General features: G+C 68.4%; 12 protein-coding genes. 11 read left to right on the top strand and 1 reads right to left on the bottom strand.

The window, feature by feature from the left end; translation table 11 throughout:
- Nucleotides 1-66 precede the first annotated feature (66 nt).
- Entirely contained in the window at nt 67-882 is an 816-nt protein-coding gene (locus AB0J02_RS07930) for a C40 family peptidase (RefSeq protein WP_363192717.1), read from the bottom strand.
- A gap of 679 nt (nt 883-1,561) precedes the next feature.
- On the opposite strand from AB0J02_RS07930, the gene AB0J02_RS07925 reads away from it, so the two are divergent.
- Genes AB0J02_RS07925 through nuoK form a run of 11 tightly spaced genes read left to right on the top strand, consistent with a single transcriptional unit; the run spans nt 1,562 to nt 12,373 of the window.
- Nucleotides 1,562-1,921, top strand: a complete 360-nt coding sequence (locus AB0J02_RS07925; protein WP_007383963.1) for an NADH-quinone oxidoreductase subunit A — start codon at nt 1,562-1,564, stop codon at nt 1,919-1,921.
- A 34-nt stretch (nt 1,922-1,955) separates the two neighbouring features.
- The gene (locus AB0J02_RS07920) at nt 1,956-2,510 is read left to right on the top strand and encodes an NADH-quinone oxidoreductase subunit B family protein (protein WP_363192716.1); all 555 of its coding nucleotides are present in this window, start codon (nt 1,956-1,958) and stop codon (nt 2,508-2,510) included.
- A complete protein-coding gene (locus tag AB0J02_RS07915; RefSeq protein ID WP_363192715.1) occupies nt 2,507-3,247 on the top strand; it encodes an NADH-quinone oxidoreductase subunit C in 741 nt (246 codons plus the stop codon). Before AB0J02_RS07920 ends, AB0J02_RS07915 begins: the two co-directional genes overlap by 4 nt.
- Nucleotides 3,247-4,569, top strand: a complete 1,323-nt coding sequence (locus AB0J02_RS07910; protein ID WP_363192714.1) for an NADH-quinone oxidoreductase subunit D — start codon at nt 3,247-3,249, stop codon at nt 4,567-4,569. The genes AB0J02_RS07915 and AB0J02_RS07910 overlap by 1 nt, the downstream gene beginning before the upstream one ends.
- Nucleotides 4,566-5,426, top strand: coding sequence for an NADH-quinone oxidoreductase subunit NuoE (gene nuoE / locus AB0J02_RS07905; protein ID WP_363192713.1), 861 nt, complete (start codon nt 4,566-4,568; stop codon nt 5,424-5,426). Before AB0J02_RS07910 ends, nuoE begins: the two co-directional genes overlap by 4 nt.
- Nucleotides 5,426-6,793: an NADH-quinone oxidoreductase subunit NuoF gene (nuoF, locus tag AB0J02_RS07900; RefSeq protein WP_363192712.1), complete on the top strand. Its 1,368-nt coding sequence runs from the start codon at nt 5,426-5,428 to the stop codon at nt 6,791-6,793. The genes nuoE and nuoF overlap by 1 nt, the downstream gene beginning before the upstream one ends.
- Nucleotides 6,790-9,288, top strand: a complete 2,499-nt coding sequence (locus AB0J02_RS07895) for an NADH-quinone oxidoreductase subunit G (protein WP_363192711.1) — start codon at nt 6,790-6,792, stop codon at nt 9,286-9,288. The genes nuoF and AB0J02_RS07895 overlap by 4 nt, the downstream gene beginning before the upstream one ends.
- Before the next feature lie 11 nt (nt 9,289-9,299).
- Nucleotides 9,300-10,673, top strand: a complete 1,374-nt coding sequence (gene nuoH, locus AB0J02_RS07890) for an NADH-quinone oxidoreductase subunit NuoH (protein WP_363193030.1) — start codon at nt 9,300-9,302, stop codon at nt 10,671-10,673.
- Complete coding sequence (nuoI, locus tag AB0J02_RS07885) at nt 10,666-11,271, top strand: NADH-quinone oxidoreductase subunit NuoI (protein WP_363192710.1); 606 nt, start codon at nt 10,666-10,668, stop codon at nt 11,269-11,271. The genes nuoH and nuoI overlap by 8 nt, the downstream gene beginning before the upstream one ends.
- Nucleotides 11,268-12,077: an NADH-quinone oxidoreductase subunit J gene (locus AB0J02_RS07880; RefSeq protein ID WP_363192709.1), complete on the top strand. Its 810-nt coding sequence runs from the start codon at nt 11,268-11,270 to the stop codon at nt 12,075-12,077. The genes nuoI and AB0J02_RS07880 overlap by 4 nt, the downstream gene beginning before the upstream one ends.
- A complete protein-coding gene (nuoK, locus tag AB0J02_RS07875) occupies nt 12,074-12,373 on the top strand; it encodes an NADH-quinone oxidoreductase subunit NuoK (protein WP_003974374.1) in 300 nt (99 codons plus the stop codon). The genes AB0J02_RS07880 and nuoK overlap by 4 nt, the downstream gene beginning before the upstream one ends.
- Nucleotides 12,374-12,379 lie beyond the last annotated feature (6 nt).

Genomic DNA, 12,379 nt, shown 5'->3' with positions numbered 1-12,379 from the left:
CCGCACCCCGACGGGGTGCGGCGGCCTTCGCCGTACGTACAGAGGCCCTTGGAGGGCGCGGGTGGCTCAGAGGACGCGGACCGCGCCGCTCGCCGGGTAGCCGGACAGGTCCTGGATGACGACGCCCTTGGAGGGGTTGGCGGCGTCGAGGTACTGGCCGTTGCCGATGTAGACGCCGACGTGGTACGCCTCGCCGGCGCCGCCCCAGTACAGGATGTCGCCGGCCTGGATGCTGGACAGGGAGACCGCGGTACCGGCGGTCGACTGCTCCTGTGAGGTGCGCGGGAGGTCCACGCCGGCCTGCTTGAACGCGGCCTGGACGAGGCCGGAGCAGTCCCACGAGTTGGGTCCCGTACCGCCCATCACATACGCGTCGCCGACCTGGGACTGCAGGAAGCTCAGGACGGCGCCGACGGAGCCGCTGGCCGGGGCGGCCGCGGTCGTGGAGGCCGTGGAGAGCGTCGTGCGCTCGGTGGAGCGGGAGGAGGCCTGCTGGGCGGCCTCGCGCTCGGCCTTCGCCTTGGCGGCGGCCTCGGCTTCGGCCTTCTTCTTGGCCTCCGCCTTCTTCTCGGCGGTGGCCTGGTCCTTCTTGGCCTGCTTGGCGGCGTTCGCGAAGGCCTCGTCGCGCTCGGCCTGGAGCTGGTAGTTGGCCGCGGCCTGCTGGGTGGCGTCCGCGGACTGGGCCACCTGGGAGGACAGGTCGGTGGTGAGCGTGGGCAGTTCGATGGTCTGCGTGACCGGCTCGGCCGCACTCGCCGCACCGGACGCACCAGCCACTGCCAGGGTGCTGAGGACGCCACCGGTGACTCCGGCACGCAGGGCCATCTTCGAGGCGCTGCGGCGGGGCTTGCGGTGGCTGGGTATGTGAGCGGTGTGGGACATGAGTACAACCGCTATCAGGGCTTCACGGTTCCCTTCAAGAAACGTGTGGTGCGCCACAGTTGTGTGGTGGCGGCGTGAATCCCGGGCGCGACGGCCCTTATTGACGCCGTAAAGGGCAATTTGGACAGCCATGATCGAGGCTGTGATCACGCCGTTTCCGCAATACGTCCGAATTGCCCGACGCCTACCACTCGTTGACACCGTTGGCCAAGCCCGGTTTCCGGGGCACCCCTCGCTGCGTGACGCAGGTCACAAGCGACCCCTAGGGGTGGGCCTCCGTGTCCACTTCCGTCCACACCTCTCCCTCCGACGTGTGAACGGCGTCCACTATCAGCCACGGCCGTCCAGCGCCAATTTGCCTGCGACTCCCGTGGCTTGATAGTGCGCCAGGCCTCCTACCAGCGGTTACGAGACAAGTTGTCACCTCTGGTGATCACTCAGGCGCTTCGAGTGTGAAGATCACCGCTCATCCGACTTCATGATCCTTCGTCAGGTGGTGGAGATCACAAAGTAGTTGGCGCACCCCGTGTCGCAGATCACAGAGTGCCGGGCATAGGATGCGGGGCAAGTTGGGGCTTGTGACCTGCTTCACATGTAAGCGATCTTCGACCGCTTGCGAGGTCACGGACCCGTGCAACAACCGCCAGCAGTCAGTGCCGACTGAGAGGAGCGAGGAGCGGTGAACGCGTATGCGCCCATCCTCGTACTGGGAGCCCTCGGGGCAGGCTTTGCGATCTTCTCCGTGGTCATGGCCACGCTTATCGGTCCAAAGCGGTACAACCGGGCCAAGCTTGAGGCTTATGAGTGCGGGATCGAGCCGACCCCCACGCCGGCCGGCGGCGGGCGTTTCCCCATCAAGTACTACCTGACGGCGATGCTCTTCATCGTCTTCGACATCGAGATCGTCTTCCTCTATCCCTGGGCCGTCACCTTCGACGCCCTGGGGGTGTTCGGGCTCGTAGAGATGCTGCTCTTCGTGCTCACCGTCTTCGTCGCGTACGCGTACGTATGGCGGCGCGGCGGCCTGGAATGGGACTGAGCCCCGTATAGGGGAGACCAGGAGCCACAGACCAATGGGACTCGAAGAAAAGCTGCCCAGCGGATTCGTGCTGACCACCGTCGAGCAGGCCGCGGGGTGGGTGCGCAAGTCGTCCGTCTTTCCTGCCACGTTCGGCCTCGCGTGCTGCGCCATCGAGATGATGACGACGGGCGCGGGCCGCTACGACCTGGCGCGGTTCGGCATGGAGGTGTTCCGCGGATCGCCCCGCCAGGCGGACCTGATGATCGTCGCGGGCCGGGTGAGCCAGAAGATGGCACCCGTCCTTCGCCAGGTCTACGACCAGATGCCCAACCCCAAGTGGGTCATTTCCATGGGGGTCTGCGCCTCGTCCGGCGGGATGTTCAACAACTACGCGATCGTGCAGGGCGTCGACCACATCGTGCCGGTCGACATCTATCTGCCCGGCTGCCCGCCCCGGCCCGAGATGCTGATGGACGCGATTCTCAAGCTCCACCAGAAGATCCAGTCCTCCAAGCTCGGCGTGAACGCCGAGGAGGCGGCCCGCGAGGCGGAGGAAGCGGCGCTCAAGGCGCTCCCGACGATCGAGATGAAGGGGCTGCTGCGGTGAGTGACGCGCAGAACGACGGGGTCAACCCCGAGAAGGACCTGAGTGCCGCCAACCTCCCGGGGCAGCGCGGCGACCAGGGTGAGGAGATCCGCGTCCAGCGCGGCATGTTCGGCGCCAACAATGGTGGCGATACCTCCGGCTATGGCGGGCTTGTCCGCTCCGTCCGGCTGCCCGGCGAGACCGCCCGCCCCTACGGCGGCTGGTTCGACGAGGTCGCCGACGAGCTGGAGGGCGCCCTGGAGGAACAGGGACTCGTCCCCGGCACCGTCATCGACAAGACGGTCGTCGACCGCGGCGAACTCACCTTCCACATCGAGCGCGAGTACCTGGTCCGCGTGGCGCGGACGCTGCGCGACGACCCGGCGCTGCGCTTCGAGCTGTGCACCGGGGTCTCCGGGGTGAACTACCCGCACGACAAGGGCCGCGAGCTGCATGCCGTCTACCACCTGCGCTCGCTCACCCACGGCCGGCTGATCCGTCTCGAAGTGTCGATGCCCGACGCGGACCCGCACATCCCGTCCCTGGTCCCCGTCTACCCGACGAACGACTGGCACGAGCGCGAGGCGTACGACTTCTTCGGCATCGTCTTCGAAGGCCACCCCGCGCTGACGCGGATCATGATGCCGGACGACTGGCAGGGCTTCCCGCAGCGCAAGGACTACCCCCTCGGCGGCATCCCCGTCGAGTACAAGGGCGCCCAGATCCCGGCTCCGGACCAGCGGAGGTCGTACAGCTGATGACCACTCCCCACGCAACTCCGCGCGCGACCACCGAGGGCACCGTATATACGGTCACCGGTGGCGACTGGGACGAGGTCGCCCAGTCCGCGGTCACCTCCGACGACGAGCGCATCATCGTCAACATGGGACCCCAGCACCCGTCCACCCACGGCGTGTTGCGGCTCATCCTGGAGATCGACGGCGAGACGGTCACCGAGGCCCGCTGCGGCATCGGCTACCTGCACACCGGTATCGAGAAGAACCTCGAGTACCGCACGTGGACGCAGGGCACCACGTTCGTGACGCGCATGGACTACCTGACGCCGTTCTTCAACGAGACGGCGTACTGCCTCGCCGTCGAGAAGCTCCTCGGCATCGAGGACGAGATCCCCGACCGCGCGAGCGTCATCCGGGTCCTGCTCATGGAGCTGAACCGGTTGTCCTCGCACCTGGTCTGTATCGCCACCGGCGGCATGGAACTCGGCGCGACCACGATCATGATCTACGGCTTTCGTGATCGTGAACTCATTCTCGACCTCTACGAGCTCATCACCGGCCTGCGCATGAACCACGCGTACATCAGGCCCGGCGGACTCGCCCAGGACCTGCCGCCCGGCGCGGTGGACCAGCTCCGCGAGTTCGTGAAGAAGATGAAGAAGAACCTTCCCGAGTACGACAAGCTCGCCACCGGGAACCCCATCTTCAAGGCCCGTATGCAGGACGTCGGTTACCTCGACCTCTCGGGCTGCATGGCGCTCGGCGCCACCGGGCCGATCCTGCGCTCCGCAGGACTGCCGCACGACCTGCGCAAGACGGACCCGTACTGCGGCTACGAGAACTACGACTTCGACATCCCGACCGCGGACACCTGCGACTCCTACGGACGCTTCCTGGTCCGCCTGGAGGAGATGCGCCAGTCGCTGCGCATCGTCGAGCAGTGCCTGGACCGGCTCGCCCCGGGCCCGGTCATGGTCGGCGACAAGAAGATCGCCTGGCCCGCCCAGCTGGCCCTCGGCCCGGACGGCCTCGGCAACTCGCTCGACCACATCAAGAACATCATGGGCACCTCCATGGAGGCCCTCATCCACCACTTCAAGCTGGTGACCGAGGGCTTCCGCGTCCCGCCGGGACAGGCGTACACCGCCGTGGAGTCGCCCAAGGGCGAACTGGGCGTGCACGTCGTCTCCGACGGCGGCACCCGCCCCTTCCGGGTCCACTTCCGCGACCCGTCCTTCACCAACCTGCAGGCGATGGCCGCGATGTGCGAAGGCGGCCAGGTCGCCGACGTCATCGTCGCCGTCGCATCCATCGACCCCGTGATGGGAGGCGTCGACCGGTGACCACCAGTTCTTCGGAGCAGGGCGTCAGTCTGGGCATGCCCCAACTGCCCGCGCCCACATACCCGGACGACGTCCGAGCCCGGCTGGAGACGGACGCGAAGGAGATCATCTCCCGCTACCCCGGCTCCCGCTCGGCGCTGCTCCCGATGCTCCACCTCGTCCAGGCGGAGGAGGGCCATGTCACGCGCACCGGCATGCGGTTCTGCGCGGACATGCTCGACCTGACCACCGCCGAGGTCACGGCCGTCGCGACCTTCTACTCGATGTACCGGCGTGCCCCCAGCGGCGACTACCAGGTCGGCGTCTGCACCAACACCCTGTGCGCCGTCATGGGCGGCGACGCCATCTTCGAGACGCTCCAGGAGCACCTCGCCGTCGGCAACGGCGGCACCACGGACGACGGCAAGGTCACGCTCGAGCACATCGAGTGCAACGCGGCCTGCGACTTCGCCCCCGTGGTGATGGTCAACTGGGAGTTCTTCGACAACCAGACGCCCGAGTCCGCCAAGCGGCTCGTCGACGACCTGCGCGCGGGAGCGCAGGTGTCACCGACCCGAGGCGCTCCCTTGTGCACCTTCAAGGAGACCGCGCGCATCCTGGCCGGCTTCCCCGACGAGCGCCCCGGCGCGGTCGAGGCGAGCGGCAGCGCGGGCCCGGCCTCACTGACCGGCCTCCGCCTGGCCAAGGGCGAGGCATCGCCCGCCCGCGTGGTCCACCCGCGCGCGGAGGCCACGGACGGCGGTCAGACCCATGAACCGTCACCCGCCGAGCACTTGAGCTCGCACGACGCGCCGCAGGACACATCGGCCTCCGACCCGTCCCACCCAGCGGGTCCCGCCGCCGAGGAGGGGGAGTGATGACCTTGGCAGCCGAGATCGACAACAACGACACCAGTCCGGAGAAGCTGCTCGCACCGGTCCTGTCGGCCTTCTGGGACGAGGACAAGTCCTGGTCTTTGGATGTGTATCGCCGGCATGACGGCTACGAGGGGCTGCGCAAGGCCCTCGCCATGTCGCCGGACGATCTGATCGCTTATGTGAAGGACGCGGGGCTCCGCGGACGTGGTGGCGCCGGGTTCCCGACCGGGATGAAGTGGCAGTTCATCCCGCAGGGAGACGGCAAACCGCACTATCTAGTTGTCAACGCCGACGAATCGGAGCCGGGGACCTGCAAGGACATCCCGCTCCTCTTCGCGAACCCGCACAGCCTCATCGAGGGCATCGTGATCGCCTGTTACGCGATCCGTTCCGAGCACGCGTTCATCTACTTGCGCGGTGAAGTGGTCCCCGTACTGCGGCGGTTGCACGAGGCCGTGCGCGAGGCCTACGCCGCGGGGTATCTCGGGCAAAACGTCCTCGGGTCCGGTCTCAACCTTGAACTCACCGTGCACGCCGGCGCAGGCGCGTACATCTGTGGTGAGGAGACCGCACTCCTGGACTCGCTCGAAGGCCGCCGTGGTCAGCCGCGACTCCGTCCTCCCTTCCCTGCGGTCGCGGGCCTCTACGCGTGCCCCACTGTCGTGAACAACGTCGAGTCCATCGCGTCGGTTCCCGCGATCATCAATCGCGGAAAAGACTGGTTCAAGTCGATGGGCAGCGAGAAGTCACCCGGCTTCACGCTCTACTCGCTCAGCGGCCACGTCGTCTCGCCCGGCCAGTACGAGGCCCCGCTCGGCATCACGCTGCGCCAGCTCCTCGACATGAGCGGCGGCATCCGCCCGGGCCACCGGCTCAAGTTCTGGACACCGGGCGGCAGTTCGACCCCGATGTTCACCGAGGAGCACCTCGACGTCCCCCTCGACTACGAGGGTGTCGGCGCCGCCGGATCGATGCTCGGCACCAAGGCGCTGCAGTGCTTCGACGAGACGACGTGCGTGGTGCGCGCGGTCACGAGGTGGACCGAGTTCTACGCCCACGAGTCCTGCGGCAAGTGCACACCGTGCCGCGAAGGGACGTACTGGCTCGTGCAGTTGCTCCGCGACATCGAGGCCGGCAAGGGCTCCCTGGACGACCTCGACAAGCTGAACGACATCGCCGACAACATCAACGGCAAGTCGTTCTGCGCCCTCGGTGACGGCGCCGCCTCGCCGATCTTCTCCTCGCTCAAGTACTTCCGCGAGGAGTACGAGCAGCACATCACGGGCAAGGGCTGCCCCTTCGACCCGGCCCGCTCGACGCTCTGGGCGGACGGGACCGACAAGCACCGCACGGAGGTGAACGCGTGACTGTGACCACAAGCGCTCCCTCCGGGGGCGGCGAGGCGGCCGTTCCGCCGGAGGACCTCGTCTCGCTGACGATCGACGGCATCGAGATCAGCGTGCCCAAGGGCACCCTGGTCATCCGGGCCGCCGAGATGCTCGGCATCGAGATCCCCCGGTTCTGCGACCACCCGCTCCTCGACCCGGCCGGCGCCTGCCGCCAGTGCATCGTGGAGGTGGAGGGCCAGCGCAAGCCGATGGCGTCCTGCACCATCACCTGCACCGACGGGATGGTGGTCAAGAGCCAGCTCTCCTCGCCCGTCGCCGAGAAGGCGCAGCACGGCGTGATGGAGCTGCTGCTCATCAACCACCCGCTGGACTGTCCGGTCTGCGACAAGGGCGGTGAGTGCCCGCTGCAGAACCAGGCCATGTCGCACGGCCAGTCGGAGTCGCGCTTCGAGGGCAAGAAGCGCACCTACGAGAAACCGGTCCCGATCTCCACGCAGGTGCTGCTCGACCGCGAGCGGTGCGTGCTGTGCGCCCGCTGCACCCGGTTCTCGAACCAGATCGCGGGCGACCCGATGATCGAGCTGATCGAGCGCGGCGCGCTCCAGCAGGTCGGCACGGGCGAGGGTGACCCCTTCGAGTCGTACTTCTCCGGGAACACCATCCAGATCTGCCCGGTCGGGGCGCTGACCTCGGCGGCGTACCGATTCCGCTCCCGGCCCTTCGACCTGGTGTCGTCGCCGTCGGTGTGCGAGCACTGTGCCGGTGGCTGCGCGACCCGCACCGACCACCGGCGTGGCAAGGTCATGCGCCGCCTGGCGGCCAACGAGCCCGAGGTCAACGAGGAGTGGATCTGCGACAAGGGCAGGTTCGGCTTCCGGTACGCGCAGAAGCCGGACCGGCTGACGACGCCGCTGGTGCGTGACTCCGCCTCCGGTGAGCTGCGGCCCGCCTCCTGGCCCGAGGCTCTGGAGGCCGCCGCCCGCGGGCTCGTCGGCGCGCGCGGCCGGACCGGTGTCCTCACCGGTGGCAGGCTGACGGTCGAGGACGCGTACGCGTACAGCAAGTTCACGCGCGTCGCCCTCGACACGAACGACATCGACTTCCGCGCGCGCGTGCACAGCAGCGAGGAGGCCGACTTCCTCGCCGCGCGGGTCGCGGGCCGCGGTCGTGATCTGGACGGCAGCGGAGTCACGTACAAGAAGCTGGAGAAGGCCCCCGCGGTGCTTCTCGTGGGCTTCGAGTCGGAGGAGGAGGCGCCCGGCGTCTTCCTCAAGCTCCGCAAGGCCTGGCGCAACCACGGTCAGAAGGTCTTCTCGATCGCCACGTATGCGACGCGTGGCCTGGAGAAGGCCGGCGGCACGCTGCTGCCCGCCGCGCCCGGCACCGAGACCGAGTGGCTGGACGCGCTCGCCTCCGGTGTCGGCCTGGAGGAGGGCGGAGACGCCGCCGCGGCGGCGCTGCGCACCGAAGGTGCCGTGCTCGTCGTCGGCGAGCGGCTCGCCGCCGTCGCGGGTGGACTCACCGCCGCCGTGCGGGCCGCGGCCGCGACCGGCGCCGAGCTGGTGTGGATCCCGCGGCGCGCCGGTGAGCGCGGCGCCGTCGAGGCCGGCGCGCTGCCGTCGTTGCTGCCGGGCGGACGTCCGGCGACCGACCCGCGCGCGCGGGGCGAGGTCGCCGCCGCCTGGGGGGTGGCCGAACTGCCGCACCGCTTCGGGCGGGACACCGGCCAGATCGTGGAGTCCGCCGTCACCGGCGAGCTGCTGGCCCTCGTCGTGGCGGGGGTCGAGGTCGCCGACCTGCCGAGCCCGCTGCGCGCGCGTGAAGCCCTTCACGAGATCGGGTTCCTGGTCTCCCTGGAGCAGCGGCCCAGCGAGGTCACCGACCACGCGGACGTCGTGTTCCCGGTGGCCGCGGTCGCCGAGAAGGCGGGCACGTTCCTCAACTGGGAGGGGCGGGCCCGGATGTTCGAGGCCGCGCTCAAGCCCGACCAGATGACGCGCCGCGTCGCGCCCACGGACGCGCGCGTGCTGCAGATGCTGGCCGACGCCATGGACGTACACCTGGGGCTGCCGGACCTGCGCGCCGCGCGCGGTGAGCTGGACCGCTTGGGCAACTGGGACGGGCCGCACGCGACCGCACCGCTGGACACCGGCGCGCAGTTGCCGCGTCCGGCCTCCGGTGAGGCCGTCCTCGCCGGACACCGGCTGCTGCTCGACCAGGGGCGGCTGCAGGACGGCGACGAGGCGCTCGCCGGGACGCGGCACACCGCCCACGCGCGCGTGTCCGCCGCCACGGCCGCCGAGATCGGTGTGCGGCACGGCGACGCGCTGGCCGTCACCGGACCCGCCGGCGCGATCGCCCTGCCCCTCCAGGTCACGGAGATGCCGGACCGCGTGGTGTGGCTGCCGCTCAACTCCGCGGGTGGCGGCGTCGCTTCGGACACCGGTGCCGCCCCCGGCGACCTGGTGAAGATCGGCCCGGCCGTCGCCGCGGCCCCGGAGGTGCAGTCATGAGCCCCACGGCACTGAGCCCGCTGGCCAACGAAGACCTGTCGATGTTCGGCACCGATCCGTGGTGGCTCGTCGTCGTCAAGGCGGTGTTCTGCTTCGCCTTCCTGATGGTGACCGTGCTCTTCTCCATCGTGTGGGAGCGCAAGGTCGTCGCCTGGATGCAGCTGCGCATCGGCCCGAACCGGCACGGCCCCTGGGGCATGCTCCAGTCGCTCGCCGACGGCATCAAGCTGATGCTCAAGGAAGACGTGATCGTCAAGCGCGCGGACAAGGTGGTCTACATCCTTGCGCCGATCGTCGCCGCGATCCCCGCCTTCATGGCGATCGCCGTGATCCCCTTCGGCCCGGCCGGCGGCGAGGTCTCGATCTTCGGCCACCGTACGGCGATGCAGCTCACCGACCTGCCGATCGCGATGCTCTACATCCTCGCGGTCGCCTCCGTCGGCATCTACGGCATCGTCCTCGCCGGCTGGTCCTCCGGATCCACGTACCCGCTCCTCGGCGGTCTGCGGTCCTGCGCGCAGATGATCTCCTACGAGATCGCGATGGGCGCCGCGTTCGCCTCGGTGTTCCTGTACTCGGGCTCGATGTCGACCTCGGAGATCGTCGCCCAGCAGCACGACCGCTGGTACATCGTCCTGCTGCCGGTCTCGTTCCTGATCTACATCGTGACGATGGTCGGCGAGACGAACCGCGCCCCGTTCGACATGCCGGAGTCCGAGGGTGACCTCGTCGGCGGCTTCAACACCGAGTACTCGTCGATCAAGTTCGCGATGTTCATGCTCGCCGAGTACGTGAACATGGTGACGGTCTCGGCGGTGTCGGTGACGCTCTTCCTGGGCGGCTGGCGCGCACCGTGGCCGGTCTCCACGTTCTGGGAGGGCGCGAACCACGGCTGGTGGCCGCTGCTCTGGTTCGTCATCAAGGTCCAGCTGCTGCTGTTCTTCTTCATCTGGCTGCGCGGCACGCTGCCACGGGTCCGCTACGACCAGCTGATGAAGCTCGGCTGGAAGGTGCTCATCCCGGTCTCCGTGGTGTGGCTGATGCTCGTCGCGACCGTGCGGACCCTGCAGAACGAGAACTACGACTTCGCCACCATCGCCCTGTACATCGGCGGCGCCATCCTCGTGATCCTGCTGCTGTCGTTCGTCGTGGACATCTTCCGCGACCGGGGGGCCAAGCAGCGTGCGCAGGACGAGGAGCCGGTCGCCTTCGACCCGATGGCGGGCGGTTTCCCCGTGCCTCCGCTGCCCGGACAGACCCTGCCGCCCGTGCCGCGCCGACGCCCGCGCCATGAGCGGGAGTTGATTGTCAGTGGTGGCCCCGATACTGCGAGTGACGAATCACTTGGCGGATCTCGTGATGGAAAGGAGGCGTCCGATGGCTGACGAGAACGAGAAGGACACCGCGCCCGGGTTCATGAACCCCGTTGCCGGCTTCGGTGTGACCTTCAAGGCCATGTTCAAGAAGCGGCTGACCGAGCAGTACCCGGAGCAGCAGAAGACCACTGCTCCGCGCTTCCACGGCAGGCACCAGCTCAACCGCCATCCGGACGGCCTGGAGAAGTGCGTCGGCTGCGAGCTGTGCGCGTGGGCCTGTCCGGCGGACGCCATCTATGTGGAGGGCGCGGACAACACCGAGGAGGAGCGCTACTCCCCGGGCGAGCGGTACGGCCGCGTCTACCAGATCAACTACGCGCGCTGCATTCTGTGCGGCCTGTGCATCGAGGCGTGCCCCACGCGCGCGCTCACGATGACGAACGAGTTCGAGCTGGCCGACAGCAGCCGCGCCAACCTCATCTACACCAAGGAGCAACTGCTCGCCGGGCTCGACGAGGGCATGGTCGAGTCGCCGCACTCGATCTTCCCGGGCATGGACGAGCAGGACTACTACCGGGGTCTGGTCACCGAGGCCGCGCCGGGCACGGAGCCCCAAGTGGCCGTATCCAAGGGCGAGAAGCCCGACCCCGAGGGGGCCGAGGCATGACGCAGCTCGCCGCCTACTCGACCTCCACCGGTGAGGCGTTCCAGTTCTGGGTCCTCGGCACGGTCGCCGTCATCGGCGCGCTGTGCACGATCCTGATGAAGAAGGCCGTGCACAGCGCTCTGTGTCTCGCCGGGACCATGATCATCCTTGCGGTGTTCTACCTGGCCAACGGGGCGTACTTCCTGGGCATCGTGCAGATCGTCGTCTACACCGGCGCGATCATGATGCTGTTCCTCTTCGTGGTCATGCTCGTCGGTGTCACCGCGGCGGACTCCCTGAAGGAGACCATCAAGGGGCAGCGCTGGCTGGCCGCCCTGTGCGGGCTCGGCTTCGGCATCCTGCTGGTCGCGGGCATCGCGAACGCCTCGCTGAAGTCGTTCAACGGACTGGGCAAGGCGAACGCGAACGGCAACGTGGAGGGCCTGGCCACCCTCATCTTCACCAAGTACGTCTTCGCCTTCGAAATCACCGGCGCCCTGCTGATCACGGCCACCATCGGCGCCATGGTGCTCACCCACCGCGAGCGCACCGAGCGGGCCAAGACCCAGCGGGAGCTGGCCGAGGAGCGCGTACGCGAGGGCAAGCACCTGCCGCCGCTGCCCGCCCCCGGTGTCTACGCCCGGCACAACGCGGTGGACATCGCGGGTCTGCTGCCCGACGGCACCCCTTCGGAGCTCACGGTCATGCAGACGCTGCGCCAGCGAGGCCAGATCCGGGACGTATCCGGTGAGGCGCTGAGCGACCTCAAGGCCCTGGAGCAGCGCTCGGCCGACCGTCTGGAGCGTTCGGAGGAGACGTCGAAGTGAATCCGGTCAACTACCTGTATCTCGCCGCCCTGCTGTTCACGATCGGCGCCACCGGCGTGCTCATCAGGCGGAACGCGATCGTGGTGTTCATGTGCATCGAGCTGATGCTGAACGCGTGCAACCTCGCGTTCGTCGCGTTCTCCCGGATGCACGGCAATCTCGACGGCCAGATCATCGCGTTCTTCACGATGGTCGTCGCCGCCGCGGAGGTCGTGGTCGGACTCGCGATCATCGTGTCGCTGTTCCGTTCCCGCCACTCGGCCTCGGTCGACGACGCCAGCCTGATGAAGCTGTAAGGGGCC

The organism is Streptomyces sp. NPDC050264, assembly GCF_040655895.1.
Classification (GTDB): domain Bacteria; phylum Actinomycetota; class Actinomycetes; order Streptomycetales; family Streptomycetaceae; genus Streptomyces.
This window is presented reverse-complemented; position numbering and strand designations above follow the sequence as displayed.